This window comes from Microcoleus sp. OTE_8_concoct_300 (genome assembly GCF_031383065.1).
Taxonomy (GTDB): Bacteria; Cyanobacteriota; Cyanobacteriia; order Cyanobacteriales; family Microcoleaceae; genus Microcoleus.
This window is the reverse complement of record NZ_JANMZH010000398.1, coordinates 1-18,298: the sequence shown is the minus strand read 5'-3', so window position 1 is coordinate 18,298 and position 18,298 is coordinate 1. Positions and strand designations below refer to the sequence as shown.

Below are 18,298 nucleotides of genomic sequence, written 5' to 3'. Positions count from 1 at the left end.
TTGGATGGAAAGATGTAAAATTTTGGTGAAGAACTTTGAGAGAAGTTTGACAGCGGCGACTGCCAAGCTCAACCTTTGTTTTATTAGGCTGATGATTAGAAGGCTTGCACCCTCTTCTTAGATGTCAAATGGGTTCTATAGAGCGGTTTTCAACCGCATGAGGTACAATCAGTAAAACTAATGTGCTAACTCGCTGACTTGTAGTTGGTATTCAAATACGCTAGACTACCCTGTTGGGTCGGGTATCCTAACAAGAGGGAGTTAATGACGATAAGCATCTCTACAGTAGATTTATTTTGTGGTGCTGGAGGACTAACGCATGGGTTTGAACAAGCAGGTCTTCCAGTCAAAGCTGGATATGATATCGATCCCGCGTGTAAATTTCCATACGAACACAACAACAAAGCAAAATTTATATTACAAGATGTCGCAAATATCAGCGGTTCTGATTTGGGAGAACATTTTTCTACAAGTAGTATCAACATTTTAGCAGGATGCGCTCCCTGTCAACCATTTTCAAGTTATTCAAGACGCTACAACGATCAACAATTGAAGTGGAAACTATGTCGCGATTTTGCTCGTCTGATTGAAGAATGCCAACCAGATGTTATTTCTATGGAAAATGTACTTCAGTTAAAACATCATTCCGTTTTTTATGAATTTATTAACCAGTTGAAAAAGTTAAACTATTGCTTTGAATCTTATGAAGTTAACTGTCTAGATTATGGAGTCCCTCAATCTCGAAAGCGATTAGTGTTACTTGCTTCAAAAATTGGCAAAATTAATTTAATTCCAGCGACACATCAGCCAGAACTCTACAAAACAGTACGAGAAACTATTGAACACCTTGAACCCCTTTCTGCGGGTCAAGGTTCTAAAATAGATCGGCTACATAGATGTAGTAAACTTTCGGATCTAAATTTGCGCCGTATTCGTGCTTCCAAACCTGGGGGAACTTGGCGAGATTGGCATCAAGATTTAATTGCAAAATGCCACTTAAAAAAGAGCGGTAAAACCTATCCGGGAGTATATGGCAGAATGGAATGGGATAAACCTAGCCCAACCATTACTACGCAGTGTTTTGGTTTTGGTAATGGTCGGTTTGGTCATCCTGAACAAGATAGAGCTATCTCTCTCAGAGAAGCAGCTTTATTACAAACTTTTCCAGGAGATTATGAATTCGTAAAACCTGATGAACAAATGGGGATCGATCTAGTAGGGCGATTGATTGGGAATGCTGTGCCTGTTAAGTTAGGAATGGCAATAGCTCAAAGTATTTTAGAACACATCCACCAGGCAAATTAAGGATATTGTATAGAGTTATCTAAATATTCTTGCTTGTCTAAATAGTCTTGAATGTTTTGCAATATTTGCTGGAGGTACTCTATTACCTCTTCCTTCACCTTGAGTAAATCCTCAATACTCGCCTTTTTTCCAACTTCTGCAAATGATTTATTGCCGTGTGCTAAATCGTTCCGATGCTGCATGATATCGTATAAATGTTCACCATGTTTTGTTTTGGAGTAGTCCGTATCAAAAGAAAATCCATACTTTCTCGCTGTTTTCGTAATCTCATCTCGATCGACATTACCGGAAAATAACTCTTTACTATTGAATCCCGCAGTAATAATATCCATAGCAATATCTTTTATTTTAGAATGAACATTATCCGGGGAGCGATTTTTAAAGTTATGGATCGTTACTTTCTTAATTTCAGATCTCACGTAGTTAAAAGAAATTTTTTTACTACTGATCTCATTAAATATGGCTTCTATAGCATTCCGCATAGTTGATTCAACAAGATTGTAGAGGAGTAAAAAAGCATTCGCTTTGAGTATTTTTGCGAGATCTGAATCGATAGCTGTAATTTTTTGCTCACCATTATCTCCTGACACGGCTAATTTTGTTGTTTCTTTGATAAGCTCCTCCAGAAATACAAAATATTGATTTACTTCTTGGACACGGCTATGAAAATCTAAAAGAACTGTTTGCATAGTTAACGTAAAAGTTGATCGCGAACATATTCAATACGCTTAATTACTTTAGGTTTGGAGTTACTTGCGTCCGAGGTAGTATATTCCTTGAATTCTGGTGAGTCAAGCCATTTCATTGACTTTGGCACAAAATCGCTCTTTTCTCTTAAGGCAAGTGCAACACCTACAGAAATTGCCTCGAATCTAATTCTTGGTGTTTTAACATGACCTTTTGATTTGCTAAATCCATTGGTAAAGTATTTCTCTACAAAATCCAGCATTGAATGAAATTCATTTCGCATAGCATCTCTTTGAATTTCATCATTATTGTGTTGTTCCAGATATTCATTAAGAAACACATTAACCTGTCTTTCAAATTTATGATAGTTATTTAAGTAGGCAAAAAAACGTAACACAAATTCTTCAGGTTCACGTTTGCGGACAAGTGGCTCTGATATGGGGCATAGTTTAATAAATTTGGGAGTTTTGGCAAGTTCTTCAAGAAGATCGACAAACGGGCCCGGAGATATGCCTCTACGCTTCTCCATGTCATTTAGTTGGACGCTACCAGTATTGATGCGTTCAAACATATCCCGTCGGGTTTCTTCATCAGCTTTCTCAGTCAGCACAATCATGCGAATGGTAGCTCGGTTAAAGCGTCTCTGTCTTGCCAGGGGTAAATCCCTGAATTTGAAGTTGTTAAGATTTTTTAGTTTTTCTAGTTCAGACAGCTTTAGCTCGTTATTGAGAAATCTGTCTAAAGTACGGATACGTTGGGTTCCATCAACAATTTCTAACCGAGCTAAATCATCCTCATCATCTTCTTGCTTTGGTCGCAAATCTGCAACAAAAATATAGGGTATTGGTAGTCCCAAAAAAATAGATTCAATAAATTTTGACTGTCGATTTTCTTCCCAAATCATGTCTCGTTGATAATCTGGTATGTACAACTCGCTGATGTCTTCATCTAGCCCATCTCTATATTTCTGGACAAGCACTTCCACTGGATATTCTTTTGTGTCATAGTCAACAGTTTTTTGCTTTTCCCGAATTTCTGCTTCTGCGGCTTCTCTTTGTTCGTGTGTAATCTCTGGTTCCGGTGGTATTTTTGGGGCTTTTGCCATTGTGAACTCCTGTGCTGGCAGAATGTGTGTATCAAAAGTACAGAATAGTGAAACCTTCGTGGGGAAATCTACTATTTTAAGTGCTGCCGTTTACCGCCATGCACGCAACCCTCCGCCATGAGCGTTTCCTCAGAAATTCGATCGCGTAGAGTGCAGTAGGTAATCGATCGCCTGCCAAACCTCTTTGTGCAATTCTGGCTTACCCGAAAGTGCTTTGGCAAGAGGAGGTTTAGGATACCAGATCAAGTATACATTGGTATGAGTGGACGAGTTCGCTATCCTCTCTCGCCCCCGTCTTGTGGCACAGCCATCTTCGCTGTCTCCAAAAACCCTGGTTTAATCAGCTTTCTTCCCATCCTGCCAAACTTCCCGCTAAATTAAAGAAGTAAAAAAATCATTCACGCCTTACCAAGGAGATGCCATGCCCCGCGTCAGAGCACCAGAATTCCCCGCAAACTACCCCTGGTTAAACACCGACAAACCTTTATCCATTGAATCTCTAAAAGGCCGCGTCGTCCTCCTCGACTTCTGGACCTACTGCTGCATCAACTGCTTGCACGTCCTCCCAGACTTAAAATACCTGGAACAAAAATATAAAGATTCCCTCACGGTTATCGGCGTTCACTCGGCCAAATTTGAAAATGAAAAAGAAGTAGAAAACATCCGCCAAGCTATCCTCCGCTACGATATTGAACATCCCGTAATCGTTGACAGTGGCATGAAAGTTTGGCAAAGCTACGCTGTTCGTGCTTGGCCGACTTTAATGGTGATCGATCCTGAAAGTTATGTCGTCGGCTTTGTTTCCGGGGAAGGCAATAGAGAAGCACTTGACGCGCTAGTTGACAAATTAATTGCTGAATACAAAGATAAAAATGCGATCGACTTTAAAGAACTCAGTTTCCGCTTAGAAAAGCAGCGCAAACCTCTATCAACCCCCCTGGCTTTTCCCGGTAAAGTGCTGGCATTTGCCATCACTGCAACGGAGGCAAAAGTGCTTCACCAACATGAAGCACTTTTGGGCGAAATGACTGAGGATAATGAATCTCTAGATGAAACTGTATTGCCCGGGCCTGCTAACTCGGTTCAACAAAACTTGGCCGGTTCTTGCTTGTTTATTGCGGATTCGGGACATAACCGAATTGTTGTGAGCACTACCGAAGGTGAGGTGCTGCACGTCATCGGTACAGGGAAACCCGGTTTAACTGACGGGGGCTTTGCGGAGGCTGAGTTTTTTGCACCTCAAGGTATGGCTTTTGATGCAGAAAGTCAAATTCTCTATGTTGCTGATACGGAAAATCATGCTCTCAGAAAGATTGATTTTACGACTCAACGGGTGGAAACTTTGGCGGGTACAGGCGCACAAAGCCACGAAATTGCACCCAGCAGCGGCAAGGGTTTAGAAACGCAATTGAATTCGCCTTGGGATTTAGAAAGAGTTGGACATAGACTTTTTATTGCAATGGCGGGTTCGCACCAAATTTGGGAAATGCAATTAGACACTGGGATGATTGGCACTTATGCGGGTATTGGCCGAGAATCCTGTGTTGACGGGAATCTGGCCGAATCTGCTTTTTCTCAGCCCAGCGGCCTGTCTACGGATCGATCGGAGTTGTTTGTTGCTGACAGCGAAATTAGTTCGATTCGCGCTGTGGGTATTGATGAAGACCCGAAGGTGCGGACTGTCTGCGGTAGCGGTGAATTGTTTGGTTTTGGGGATAAAGATGGTCGCGCTGATGAGGTCAGGTTGCAGCACTGTTTGGGTGTTGAATACGCTCAAAATTACCTCTGGGTTGCTGATACTTACAATCACAAAATTAAGCGGATCGACCACCGGGGCGGTACCTGCCGAACAATGATTGGAGATGGTACAGCAGGTTTGGTTGACGCTAAGGGTCTCAAGGCTCGATTTTTTGAACCTTCAGGGTTGAGCGCGATCGGGTCTCACTTGTTTCTTGCTGATACGAACAATCATGTAATTCGGAGAGTAGAGTTGGATACGCTGGAAGTCATAACTTTGGATTTCCCCAGTTTGTGTGCTCCGGATGTTTGTCTTCCTGATTAAGTCGATCGACCTTTTTTACCTCACGCAGGGTGCTCTATTCTTCTGATTGCCAGGATTGTCGTAACGTAGGGTGCTCTTCGGCGCACCTTACCGCAATTTTCAACCAAAGTAACGTTAACCTAATTATTCGCGGCGAGTGCAGTGTCTCAGCAGCAATTGGGTACTGGACGCAGAACCTAATTATTTATGGTGGACGGCCCAAGAACACCTGACGGCTATAAGTAGAGCATCAAACCACTTTTTGCGTCCCGGACCAAAGTGCTAGATGTTGTTAATTCCAGGGCTACTCAACCCGCGATCGCCCGTATTATATCGTTTCCGGTTGCATCGGAATGATTTAACCGCAGAGGGCGCAGAGAACGCAGAGGGAGAGAATACAGAGAGGAATAATTCCGATGCTACCGGATTTGATATTAAATAATCGCAAAAATCATCGCCCCAATCTAAAATTCCGAATAGGTCAGCAGCCGCATTATTTTTTCATCATCGTTCAATTCACCGACAATTCGTCGCACGGGTTTCGGCCAGATTTTTATTAAAGTAGGAGTTGCTGAAATCTGATCTGCCTCCGCTTGTTCGGGATGTTTCAAAACATCAATTACTTTTAAAGTGTAGGGACGATCGAGCCATTGCTCTAAGAACTGGTGTAAAGTTTCGAGGGTGCGTTCGGTGCTGGGGTTGCTGCCGGAAACAAACAGACGAAAAACGTACCCTTGAGTTTGTGGCGGTGGGGTGAGTGCTGTTGGTTTGGGAACCTCGGTCTGCTGCGATTGCCCGAAGCTGGAGGGAGGTACGATCGAACTCCTCCAGTCCGATCGACCTTCGGAGCTGGCATACTGTACAACTAAGTCGTGATTTTCCCAAAGTTCGGGGAATTGTTGGTGATAAGTAGCGATCGCCATCGGTTCGCACATTTCTTCGCGGAGGGGGTGCCACACTAAGTCGCCAGTCCCAAAAATGGCATTCAGCAGCGTTTGATGTCGCAGCACCGGGGGGTAGGCCTCGGCAACAACCCGCACCTGCCGATCGCCTGAATCGAGCCAGGAGTCAACTGTTGCGGTATAGCAAGGTATCAGAAAATGCGGCGGTTCCGACAAACCGAGGATCTCCTGTAGAGCTACGCACAACTGCAAGTGCCACCGAGTTTGCTTGCGGGGGTCTATGCAATAGATTAAGTCTCCCCCTGGTGTAAACAGCGCAATGCCTTTGAAAAATTCCGGCAAAATTGGGCGATCGACTTTCAATTCACTACACCCATAAAACTTAACAGTTAACTGTTAACAGTTAACTGTTAACACTCGACCTTTAGACTCGACCTCGGAGCATCTGAGCCATTTCGTTCGGGAACGGCGAGTTCTCTACACAAAGTTCTTCAGTAATTCGACCTTCTTGATAAAGACCGTAGAGCGACTTATTCATCGTCGTCATGCCTTCATAAGTATCTTTGATCATGATTTGATTGATTTCCTCATTCTGGCCCTTCAGAATGTATTCCTTAACCACGTCGGTATTGATCATAACGTCGTGGAAAGCAGCCCGCTTCCCGTCTGTGGTTTTGCACAGCAGTTGAGCAATAATCGCCACTAGGGATTCGGAAATTGAAACCCGTATGGCGTCCTGTTCTTCCGCCCCGAACATATCCAGAATCCGGTTCAGGGTTTTAACCGCACTGTTGGTGTGCAGGGTTCCTGCCACTAAGTGACCGGTTTGAGAGGCTTTGAGGGCGATTTCCACCGTCTCTCTGTCCCGAATTTCTCCTACTAGCAGCATATCCGGGTCTTGTCGCAGAGCGCCTTTGAGAGCGCTCATAAACTTGAGGGTGTGCCTACCGACTTCCCGGTGCTTGATCAAGGATTTTTTGCTTTCATGTACGAATTCTACCGGGTCTTCGATCGTGATGATGTTGTAGGCTTTATTCTTATTGATGTAGTCGATCATCGCGGCCAAGGTGGTAGACTTACCCGAACCTGTCGGACCCGTCACCAAAATCAGCCCTTTGTGGTAGCCACATATTTTCTTAAACACATCCGGCAGTTTCAATTCCTCCATTGTCAATATTTTGGCAGGAATTAGTCGCAGCACCATCGCCGGCCCGGCCAAGGAGTCCATGCAACTGATCCGAATGCGGACGAACCCGAAGTCGAAAGCGCCGTCAAAGTCTAGGTTTTTTTGGAAAATTTCAATTTCTTCATCGCTCATGCACTCGCGCAACCAGCCAAAAAACGTATCTAAATCCGACTGTGGATAGCCGATGTCGGCAATCTCGCCCCGGGTGCGGAAGCGAGGGAATTCGTTTACTCCGAGGTGAAGGTCGGATACTCCTTCTTCTTTGGCTCGGATGACTAGCTCTTTCAAAGTCGGAGTGTTGCCGCTGCTGGCTTTCGGGTCTTTAGGTGTGGCGAAGGATTGGGGCGCTGGTGCCGGCGGCGGTGCTGGTGCTGGTGCCGGCGGCGGTGCTGGCGGCATTCCTGCTGCTCTGGGGGGCATCCCTGGAGCTGGAGGGCGGGGCATTCCGGGCGGTGGGGGAGCTCCGGGTACGGGCGGGCGACGTGCTGACGGATGCTGTTGTGTCATATGCGCTACCTTAATTTGGTGAGAAGGCTGACTCGAACAGATGATTTGTGGCAGTTGGACAATGCCGATCGCCATTGTGCGTGTCTTGCACAAAAGCTTAACTGTTCTACTCAGTCTATCCCAAGATGGGGTCACACTGCTCCACTACTAAGGAAATATCCTGCCAATTGGAGGATGCGATCGCTCTCGATATATGATTAAATGTGCTTTTTCCAGATTTTGGTATATTTTTTAAATGAAAAGAATTTTTCGCAAGGAAGCAGTATAAATTGATACTTGAGCCAACTATTAAGGACTTAAACCGATGAATTGTGTCGATCGGGCTTTTACTCCAGCTCTGCAGTTGGCGGAGTCGATTCGCGCCAGGGAAGTGTCGCCTTTAGAAATTGTCAATCTGTACTTGGAACGGATCGATCGATTAAACCCAGAGCTTGGCAGTTATTTTACAGTAACGGCCGATCGGGCGATCGACCTGGCCTCATCTCAAACCGAGCAACTAGCAGGGTTAAACAAGTCACAGGAATTGCCACCTTTTTTCGGAGTGCCCATCGGCATTAAAGACTTGACACCAGTTGCAGGCGTTCCCTGTACCTACGGCACTCAGGCTTTGCTGGGTAACATATCTAGCTACAGCGAGTCAGTGGTATGGCGGATCGAAGCAGCGGGATTTAACATTCTGGGCAAAACAGCCACCTCTCAAATTGGCTCATTACCTTACACCGAACCAGAAGGTTTCCCACCGGCGCGCAATCCCTGGAATTTAGACTATACGCCCGGAGGTTCCAGCGGAGGCTCAGCGGCCGCTGTAGCAGCGGGTTTGTGCGCGATCGCCCAAGGTTCAGACGGCGGCGGTTCGATTCGAGGTCCAGCTTCCTGCTGCGGTTTAGTGGGCATTAAACCCTCGCGGGGGCGAGTTTCCTGGGCACCTGTCGGAGATTACCTCAGCGGCATTTCTGCAAACGGGCCACTGGCGCGCACTGTAGCTGACGCCGCCGCACTTTTGGACGTGATTTCCGGCTACACAACAGGCGATCCGTACTGGATCCCAGATTCAAATCCGACGTTTCTAGAAGCTTCCCGTCAAAAGCAGGGCAAACTGCGAATCGCTTTTTCTACCAATATTCCCCCGGTGGGCGAGGCGGAGGCTATCTGCCAACAAGCGGTACTCGAAACCGTAAAATTATTGACTGATTTGGGTCACGATGTCGAACCTGGATGCCCTGATTTTACGGGTTTAATCGAACCGTTTATCGCAATTTGGCAGTCTGGGGCGGCGGCAAGCGGCATTCCAGGCCCTGCTTTGGAACCCATGAATCGCTGGCTGTTAGAAAGAACTATTTCGGCTGGGGAATATTTGCGGGCGGTAAATCAAATGCAGGTTATTTCACGGCGGATTGTGGGATTCTTTGAAAAATTTGATGTGTTAGTTTTGCCGACTTATCTGCACTCGCCAATCCGGGTTGGGGAGTGGGCGGATTTGAGTTGTGAAGAAACTTTGCAGCGGATTATTAATTGGATTGCTCCTTGTCCGCCGTTTAATGCTAGCGGTTTGCCTGCGATCGCACTTCCTGCCATTTTAGATAACAACGGTTTGCCCGTGGGAATTCAAATTATCGGGCGGCCGGCTGCGGAAGCAACTTTAATTGCTTTAGCGGCGCAGATGGAAGCGGCGAAACCTTTCCCCGTTTTAGATTTTAAATAGAGAAGAACAAGGGATAAAAGCACGTTTCCCTTTTTTATGGGTATGCCAAATCAGGACTTGTCCGCGAAGAACTAGAAATCCGGTTTTTGGCAGAAATTTCTATTGACTGTTGACTGTTTGACATTTGAACAATACCGATGCAACGGCCAACGAGAGGATTGAGAAAGGGGACAAATTTCAGGTTGAATTCTGGTAAAATCTAAAAAAATTCTTAAACTACTTGACTTTTTTGGGAAATAGGGTAGAGTTTAGTCAAATTAATTCCCGGTGGCGGGTGTATCTAACAAAAATAGCTTATGTTTAACACAGCAGGACTGTTTGAAGAAAATCAGGTTCCTGGAAATGTTGCGGGCGTTTCAGCGGGAACACCAGACTTATTTGGCAGTAACTTCGATCCCTTAAATCGGATCGGCCAAAGTGCCCTCGGCAATACCAATGGTTTATTTGATACCCGCTACGATGTGACTCAAAAACCAGATTGGGCGGCTGCTGCGACTGGTAGTGCGATCGACCTTTTTGGATCATTCACCGACTTCGGTCTCCAATCGTCAGTAGGCGACAATCTTAAAGTTGATAGTAGTCTAAAATCCCAGAGCGCTGTCTCCACTCAAGTTCAGAGAGACAAACTGACAGGGATGGATATTCCTGTTGGTGATAGTGGTGGCGGGCCAGAACTCACCCTATCCCAAACTTCTTCCGTATTTCCTGATGAAAACTGGGCTTTCAATTTTAAAGATTACACCATTAATCACCAAGGTTTAAACACCCTAAACATCAAAATTGGTTACGGGTTAAAACCGGGAATTACCCCGAACGAATATCCCGATTTTGTGCCCATTGCCCAAAGTATTGATAACTTCCTAGTTAACTACCCGAACGAAACAGATTTTTTTGAAATTGTTAACAAAAATTTGACGGCAAAGGTGCTTAATGAAAATCCGGCACTGACAGATGTGACGATTCAACTTGAAGTTTTGCCAACGGACAGATTTCCCTACAATCTAGAAAGTACAGTTTTCCGCAGTCGTTCCGGTCAAATCCAAGAAAATGCTAATTTGTCCTTAAAAGACTACGCAATGAATCACGATGAATTGACCACGCTCAATCTCGATGTCAATTACCAGTATAAGCCGGGAATCGCTCCCAATGAATATCCCAACTTTGTGCCCATCTACAATAAGATTGATAACTTTTTAACCACATATCCGAACGAAACTGATTTTTGGGAAGTGGTCAATAAAAACTTGACTCAAACTATCCTCAACGAAAATCCTGCCTTGGCGGCAATTAAGATAGATTTAAACGTTTTGCCAACCCAAAACGTGCCCTACAAACAAACCAGCAAAGTTACTCGCACTAAACCCAGCAATCCTCAAGGAACTCAGCCCGCTGCTCAACTGACGGAGAAATGGAATTTTACATTGGCAGATTACCCAATTCAGCATCAAGGGTTAAACAGCCTCAATATCGATGTAAATTATAAGTACAAAGACGGGATTCAAAATAATCAGTATCCTGATTTTGTGCCCATTGCCCAAAGTATTAATAACTTCCTAGTTAACTACCCGAACGAAACTGATTATTGGGAAATTGTCAACAAAAATCTGACCCAAAAAATTATTGCCGACAATCCGGTACTTTCGTCTGTGACGGTTAATTTGGATGTTTTACCGACGAACCGAGAGCCTTACGAGAACGGCAGTACCGTTACTCGCACTCAAGATGGTAAATTAGGCGAAGGCTGGGAGTTCAAGCTTCCTAATTACTCGATCAATCACCAGGGTTTGAATAACCTCAATATTGATGTCAAATATCAGTACAAACCAGGAATTAGGCAGGATGAGTATCCAAACTTTGTGCCGATTGCCGAAAGCATCGACAGTTTCTTGACTAATTATCCCAATGAAACGGATTTCTTTGAAATTGTTAATAAGGGTTTGACGCAAAAGCTGCTAGCCGAAAATCCGGCTTTGGATTCGTTGCAAATTAATCTGGAGGTTTTGCCGACTAACAAAGAGCCTTACGCTCACGCTAGTATTGTGTCGATCGCTTAGCCTATCATAGAAAATTAGATGGAAAAATCTTGAGAACAAATACATACTTAGCTACCGTAAGGGTACGGTTAAGTACGTTGCGTAGAAACCGGGTTTTTTCGCGTCCAAGACTAACCCATTTAAATTGTCTGTTGTGGTGAAAAACCCGGTTTTTTTAAGAAACCGGGTTTCTGAATTAGACCGAGTTTGCCAAAGTCGATCTTGGGATATATAGCGGTTCTCAAGAAAGTGAGGTATGCCCTATGCCCTAGGCCCGATAGTACCTCATGTTACTGAGAAAGGCTATATGTCTGTGTCTCTCTTTCGCCTGCAGAGAAAATGCAGCAAACTCAACTTTTGGCTGCTGCGGAAACTGTCGCCCATGCTGCTGTTTGTGCGGTTGAACTCACATCTTGCACCATTCTCAAGAACAGGCAAGATGCCTGTTCCACAAGAAAATTCACTCTTTGTGGAACAGGCATCTTGCCTGTTCATAAAAAGCTTATTGAGAATGGTGCAACCTCTCAGTTGAACCGATCGCGAGGATAGATGGAGAAATTTTATCAAGCTAGTTTCGCAGCAGTTGTTAGAACACGATTTGCTGATTTTAACAACAATTTCTCAGCAACAGAAATTGTGGAACCGGGAACTGTCAAAGAAGCGGAAGCGATCGCCCGGGCTCACCCAAATATTTCGATGCTTGTTGTTTATTTTCCTGTATCTTGAGGAATATTTTAACCGCAGAGGATGTTATGAATCTGCATTCATCTGCGGTTAAGATTTATAGCGGTTCTCAAGCGTGGTGAGGTATGGGGGCGAGTCCTATGCCTATGCCCGATGCCCAATGCCCTGCGCGGGCCAATGCCCTGCGCGGGCCAATGCCCGATGCCCGATGCCCTATGCCCTATGCCCGATGCCCTATGCCCTATGAGCACCTCATGTTACTGATAAAGGCTATAATTCTAATTCAACGGAATTGCTAGGACAAATTCCGCACCTTTTCCCGGTTCGGAAAAACACTCCATCACCCCACCGTGTTTTTCAGCAACAATTTGATAGCTAATCGATAGTCCCAATCCCGTACCTTTCCCCTGTGGTTTGGTTGTAAAAAACGGATCGAACATTTTACACCGCGTTGCTTCAGCTATCCCAGCCCCATTATCTTGAATCCGAATCACCGCAAAAGAATCAGTTTTTTCACCTTTTCCTTGTTGTTTCACTTCGGTGGAAATGCGGATAATATTAGGATCGCGTTCCATCTCAGCATAAGTGCGATCGCCATTTGACTCATCCAAAGCGTCGATCGCATTTCCCAGCAAGTTCATAAACACCTGATTGAGTTGCCCAATGTAACACTTAACCAAAGGCAAGTCGCCGTATTCTTTAATCACTTGAATTGCTGGACGTTTCGGTTTTGCTTTCAAGCGGTGCTGCAAAATCATCAATGTGCTGTCGATGCCTGCGTGAATGTCGGCCGGTTTTTTCTCGATGCCGTCAATTCGCGAGAAGTTGCACAATGATTGCATTATATCGCGGATGCGATCGGTTCCTAGCTGCATGGAACCCAGCATTTTCGGCAAATCTTCGCTTAGATAATCGAGTTGAATTTCCTCTGCTGCTTCTGCAATTTCCGGCATGGGATGCGGATAATGCTGTTGGTAAAGATTGACAAGGGAAATCAAGTCTTTGACATAAGCATTAGCGTGGTGGAGATTGCCGGCAATAAAGCCAACGGGGTTATTAATTTCGTGAGCAACTCCTGCTACCAACAGCCCCAAACTTGAGATTTTTTCCGTTTGCACGAGTTGAGCTTGGGTTTGCTGCAATTTCTGCAAAGATTGTTCGAGTTGCTGCGACTTTTCTTGCTGTTGCGCGTACAGTCTGGCATTCTCGATGGCGATAGCAACTTGAGAAGTCAGCAACTTTAAAACTTCCAATCTTGCGGGAGAAAATGCACCCACGGTTAAGTTGTTTTCCAGGTAAAGAATGCCTGTGAGTTTGCCCTGATAAATGACTGGATTGCAAAGGATTGACTTAGGCTTATAGCTAGAAATATACGGATCTTCGGTAAACAATCCGTCAGAGGCTGCATTGTTTAAAACCAAATGTTTTTGAGTTCGGGCAACATAGTTTACAATCGATAATGGCAAATTTTGACTAATTTCCACCGGAAGGGATTGCAAGACATTTGCTTGATTTTCCTCTGCAGTGCAGGTAGCTTGTATAAAAAGATTGCCATCTTTGTAGAGCATCAGCACTGCTTTTTGAGCGGCGGCATTTTCTAACAAAATTTTGATTAAACGGGCGAGCAATTTATCCAGGACAATTTCGCTGGTAATAGCTTGAGATGCTTTGATGAATGTGCCGATATCTAAGGCATTGCTAAAATCGCTGTTAGTGCTTGTTGTCGTCGCCGTGACATTTAAATCGTGGGTTTTGGTTTCTCGGTTGAGGGTTTGGGCGACTAATTGGGGATATCTGGCTTCTAAATCTTTGACTTTCGCGATCGCTCCCCAGGCGATGTAACCGTAGTAACATTCTGTGAGATAGACGTGAGCGATTTTGTCTTTGTTGCAAGACAAATAAAACTCGGCTGCAAGTTCGTTTGCGAGTGCTTGGTCTTGGATGTATTCCTGTGCTTGGGCTCCTTGAATGGCTTTGTCATAATAATCTGATGCTTCCCAATATTTACCTAAAACTCTCGCTTTTTCTGCTTCTACTAGGTCGTACTTGTGCTGATAGTTCATGGGGGCGTGGTGCGTCCATTTCTGCATTTTTTCCTGATTCGCTGCTACTTGCATCAAGTGTTTTTCTTGTTCTCCAGTGTCAGCAGTGGGATACACAGCCAGGAGTGCCAGTGAATAGTAAAAATTGTGTGTCCCGATCATCATGAAGCCAATTGCTGCTGGTGCATATTCGGCTGCTAAAGATGCGTTAGCCACGGATTCTTCGGGTTTCTTAAACAAGTAAAAAAGCAGCATTTTAGCGAAATAAACATTAAAAACTGACATAGAATTATTAGCTTGGTGCAGCCGAGGCAACATTTCTTGTTCATTAAACCTTTCACCTATTAATTGAGATGGATTCGCGGCTCTTCCTCGTAAATTTAAAACAATTTGCCCCCATATTCCCAGCAATTCCATCGAAAGTTCTTGTTTTAAGTTCTGTGTTAAAGTAAAGTATTTTACTTGTTTTTTTTCGACAGTTTCTAGCGGTTGACCAATCATAAATGGGCAAGAACAACTGTTTAAAGCAGCATAACTACTAAATTCTAAATCTCCTGTTTCAAGGCCACTTTGAACACTCTCTATTAAGGGTGCAATTGTCTCTCTAGCGTGTTCTTTCCAGTGCCGGACAAAAGTGTTAAATAGGTGGTAAACTTTGCATTTAAGTTGTTTAGCCTTGAATTCGTCTAATAGCTTCAAAGCTAGCTGTCCAGAATGATATCCAGCGTCTATCTCTCCTAATATCCCTATCAGCAGCAAGCCGTACCAACTATAGGCGATCGCCCCAAGTGCTGAATGACCGCGTTCAATAGAAAAATTGACCATTGTGAAAATGATCTGCGGCAAGAGTTCGGGTTTTGCCACAAAAACAGGAGAAACAACAGCCGAGAGTATCCGCATTGTGGCTAACTGATAGCCATCAGTGATTACCGGAAGGTTTTCTAGTTCCTCAAGCTGAGGTAACTTAATTGCAGCCAGACCCTCTGGGGGGATTTCCGACAGGGTAAATTCCAATATTTCCAAAGCTTTTAAACCAGTATCGATGGCTTTGATCATCTGGTTTTGAGACAAATAAGACTGGATTTGCAGTTCGTAAACCTTAACTTTGTCGAGCAGGTTTGTTGCTTGTTGCAAAACGACATCAGCTAATTCTTGCGATCGCCCAAAGTTAGTATTGAGATATTCCGCCTCCGCTGCTTCTACGTGAAGATTCAGCGTCAAGTCATAATCAGTCTCCCAACTAGACCCCCCTACACTTCCCACGCCAAGGGGGTTGATCAGTCCCAAACCGACATTCAAATATCTGGCAGCAGCTTCGTAAGCATTGGATGCTTTAGCTTTTTTCCCAGCGATCAGATTAAGTTTTGCCAGTTGATATTTTTCGGCTTTTTCGGCGAGGAATTCAACGCCGACATTCAGTTGGTTGACAATATCAAAGACATTTTCTTCAATCTCAGAGGCGGGAGTATTTTTGAGTAGCAGTTGACCGATTTTTAGGTGCGTTGCTTGCTTTTCGCCGTCGGGAATCAGAGAATAAGCTGCTTGCTGCACTCTGTCGTGTAGGAATTTGTAGGAAATCTTGGATTGGGAAGCAGAAAGGATCGATCGCAAATTGTCCGATTCCCAGCCTCCAACCAGCGGAATCTTGTAAGCATTGCTCAAGGGGAGAACCAATCCAGTTTGCAGCGCCGCCCAGAGTGTACTAGCTGCTCGCGCATGGGATTGTTCGTGGACAATTGACAAGACATCGAGGTTAAATGTATCGCCAATACAAGCCGCCAATTTTAACACCTCTTGCGTGGTTTCTGGCAGTTTTTCGATGCGGCTGGCTACCAGTTCCACGACGCTTTTATCAGTAATATCGATCGCCTGAATTTCCTCTAAACTCCACTGCCAACAACCGCTGTTAAATTCAAATTTTAACAGATTATCTTGATAAAGCGCTTGCAACAGTTGCGTGATAAAAAAGGGATTCCCGCCCGTTTTGTGAAAAATTAACTCAGCCAGCAATCCCAGCTTGTCGTTAACGGTGAGGGTATCGGCGAGTAATTCGTAGACATTGCCGAAATTGAACGGTTGCAAGACGATATGATGAACAGGAGTGCGCGTTTTTTCAACTTGCTCGATCGCCTGAATGAGCGGATGAGTCGGATTAACTTCATTATCCCGATAAGCACCGATCAAAAGCAGGTATCGACTTTCCGAATCGCCAACCAACAATTGCATTAAATTCAGCGATGCCGAATCAGCCCACTGCAAATCATCTAAAAAAATGACCAGCGGATGTGCTTGATTAGTGAAGACACCTATAAACTCTTGAAAGACTCGATTAAAGCGATTTTGAGATTCGGCAGGTCCCAATTGCGGCACTTCCGGCTGTTTGCCAATAATTAGCTCAATTTCAGGAATCACCTCAGCAATAACTGCACCGTTTGCACCCAAAGCCGCCGCTAATTTTTCCCGCCAAGCTTGGAAATTTTCGGCACTTTCAGTCAGTAACTGCCCGATTAAGGACTGGAAAGCTTGAATCAAAGCTGCATAAGGAATGTTACGCTTAAATTGGTCAAATTTGCCCTTGATAAAATAGCCGCGCTGTCGGACAATTGGCTTATGAACTTCATTGACAATCGCGGTTTTGCCAATCCCAGAATAACCGGAAACTAGCACTATTTCGCTTTGCGAACAAGCAGTTAGATTTTCCGCATTTTCTGGCGGTGGCTGCTCCTCAATGCCGCTGACTCGTTCAAAAGCAGCGAGTAGGCGATCGACTTCAGCTTCTCGCCCGTAGAGTTTTTGAGGTATTGACAGTTGTCCCGATCGATCCCACTCTCCCGGTACAAAATCAACAATTTCCCCTGTTGTCTGCAAATACTTCAAACACTTTTCTAAATCTGCTTTGATCCCCTCTGCAGTCTGATACCTATCTTCTGCATTTTTAGCCAAAAGCTTCATGACAATATCAGAAACGACTTGGGGAATTTCATCGCTATTTTCTGCATTTCTTCTGCATTTACAAGGCGGCACGGGATGTTTGGCAATGTGACAGTGCACGAGTTCCAAAATATCAGTGCTGTTAAAGGGCAATTCGCCTGTCAGCATTTCGTAAAATGTCACGCCGAGGGAATAGAAATCGCTGCGATAATCTAAGGTGCGGTTCATTCTCCCGGTTTGTTCGGGAGACATATAGGCGACTGTACCCTCAACTAAGTTAGCACTGTTAATTTGGGGGTTTTCTTTACTCAGCCGGGAAGCGACGCTGAAGTCGTTAATTTTGACAGTTTCTGTTTCCAGGTTGATGATAATATTAGATGGTTTTATATCTTTGTGGATAATGCAGTTTTGATGCAGTGAGTTGAGTGCTGAGGTTAATTGAATGCCAATGTTTAAAAATGCTGTTAAGTTAAGTTTTTTTGAGAGGGTTTGGCTGAGGGACTGGCCGCCAAAGTCTTCTAAAATCAGGGCGAAACGGTTTTGATATGTTTCGAGGCTGTAGGATTTGACGATGCTTTCTACGTGTAAATGCTGAGTAATCTTATATTCGTTTTTTAAGCGGGTAATTTCTTCTAGGGTGGGAAATTCGGCCTTGAGGATTTTGATGATGACTGGTTGTTGGTCTGATTCTCTAATGCCTCGGTAAACGCTGGTATTAAAGCCGTCGGAGATAGGGGCGGTGATTTGGTAGCCGGGAAGTGTCAAGGTATTCATTGAAATTATGCTGATAGCTTAGGTAAGTATATTTTTTCTCATGCCTGCGGAAATGATATGATGCGAGCCCGACGATCGCACTGCACTCGAAAAATTATGATTCCGATTTCGGCGGAAACGATAGGATAGGGTTTAGTTGCTTATTCTAGTTAACACAAAATAGTATGTCAACCGCAATTCCCCTTAGTGCCTTAAGCGAAATGGCTATCTTGGCTTGACAATTATGGCTAATAAGTTCTCGAAGTCTAGATTTAACTGTAATACCAATTTAATGTGAAGTTGCACATATCTCGATCCCCCTAAATCCCCCTTAATAAGGGGGACTTTGATGGGAATCTTGTCCCCCCCTTATTAAGGGGGGCTAGGGGGGATCGGATTCTATGCAGCCTCATAAAAAAT

General features: G+C 44.5%; 11 protein-coding genes. 6 read left to right on the top strand and 5 right to left on the bottom strand.

From position 1 onward, the window contains the following. Positions 1-264: 264 nt before the first annotated feature. The gene (locus tag ACUVJL_RS18165) at positions 265-1,305 is read left to right on the top strand and encodes a DNA cytosine methyltransferase (protein ID WP_445247142.1); all 1,041 of its coding nucleotides are present in this window, start codon (positions 265-267) and stop codon (positions 1,303-1,305) included. Here the strand turns inward: ACUVJL_RS18165 and ACUVJL_RS18160 are convergent. Both ACUVJL_RS18160 and ACUVJL_RS18155 read right to left on the bottom strand, forming a co-directional pair. Continuing rightward, positions 1,302-1,994 (bottom strand): MAE_28990/MAE_18760 family HEPN-like nuclease, encoded by a 693-nt coding sequence (locus tag ACUVJL_RS18160; RefSeq protein WP_445247141.1) that lies wholly within the window; start codon positions 1,992-1,994, stop codon positions 1,302-1,304. The genes ACUVJL_RS18165 and ACUVJL_RS18160 overlap by 4 nt on opposite strands. 2 nt (positions 1,995-1,996) lie before the next feature. Beyond that, positions 1,997-3,097 (bottom strand): DUF262 domain-containing protein, encoded by a 1,101-nt coding sequence (locus ACUVJL_RS18155; RefSeq protein WP_445247140.1) that lies wholly within the window; start codon positions 3,095-3,097, stop codon positions 1,997-1,999. 421 nt (positions 3,098-3,518) lie between these two features. Between ACUVJL_RS18155 and ACUVJL_RS18150 the strand changes: the two genes are divergently transcribed. Continuing rightward, positions 3,519-5,159 carry a thioredoxin-like domain-containing protein gene (locus ACUVJL_RS18150; protein WP_445247139.1) on the top strand — a complete coding sequence of 547 codons (1,641 nt, stop codon included), beginning with the start codon at positions 3,519-3,521 and terminating at the stop codon, positions 5,157-5,159. A gap of 443 nt (positions 5,160-5,602) precedes the next feature. Here the strand turns inward: ACUVJL_RS18150 and ACUVJL_RS18145 are convergent, their stop codons facing one another. Together ACUVJL_RS18145 and ACUVJL_RS18140 are read right to left on the bottom strand one after the other, a co-directional pair. Beyond that, the gene (locus ACUVJL_RS18145) at positions 5,603-6,403 is read right to left on the bottom strand and encodes a circadian clock KaiB family protein (protein ID WP_445247138.1); all 801 of its coding nucleotides are present in this window, start codon (positions 6,401-6,403) and stop codon (positions 5,603-5,605) included. 61 nt (positions 6,404-6,464) lie between these two features. Beyond that, complete coding sequence (locus tag ACUVJL_RS18140; RefSeq protein ID WP_445247143.1) at positions 6,465-7,733, bottom strand: type IV pilus twitching motility protein PilT; 1,269 nt, start codon at positions 7,731-7,733, stop codon at positions 6,465-6,467. 304 nt (positions 7,734-8,037) lie between these two features. Here ACUVJL_RS18140 and ACUVJL_RS18135 point away from each other — a divergent pair, with 304 nt between their 5' ends. The 4 genes from ACUVJL_RS18135 (at position 8,038) to ACUVJL_RS18120 (ending at position 12,194) form a co-directional block, all read left to right on the top strand. Next, positions 8,038-9,435 carry an amidase gene (locus tag ACUVJL_RS18135; protein WP_445247137.1) on the top strand — a complete coding sequence of 466 codons (1,398 nt, stop codon included), beginning with the start codon at positions 8,038-8,040 and terminating at the stop codon, positions 9,433-9,435. Positions 9,436-9,731: 296 nt separating this feature from the next. Next, positions 9,732-11,489, top strand: coding sequence for a hypothetical protein (locus tag ACUVJL_RS18130; protein WP_445247136.1), 1,758 nt, complete (start codon positions 9,732-9,734; stop codon positions 11,487-11,489). A gap of 318 nt (positions 11,490-11,807) precedes the next feature. Continuing rightward, positions 11,808-12,017 (top strand): hypothetical protein, encoded by a 210-nt coding sequence (locus ACUVJL_RS18125; RefSeq protein ID WP_445247135.1) that lies wholly within the window; start codon positions 11,808-11,810, stop codon positions 12,015-12,017. Continuing rightward, complete coding sequence (locus ACUVJL_RS18120; protein WP_445247134.1) at positions 12,018-12,194, top strand: hypothetical protein; 177 nt, start codon at positions 12,018-12,020, stop codon at positions 12,192-12,194. A 236-nt stretch (positions 12,195-12,430) separates the two neighbouring features. Here the strand turns inward: ACUVJL_RS18120 and ACUVJL_RS18115 are convergent, their stop codons facing one another. Further along, complete coding sequence (locus tag ACUVJL_RS18115) at positions 12,431-17,899, bottom strand: trifunctional serine/threonine-protein kinase/ATP-binding protein/sensor histidine kinase (RefSeq protein WP_445247133.1); 5,469 nt, start codon at positions 17,897-17,899, stop codon at positions 12,431-12,433. Positions 17,900-18,298 lie beyond the last annotated feature (399 nt).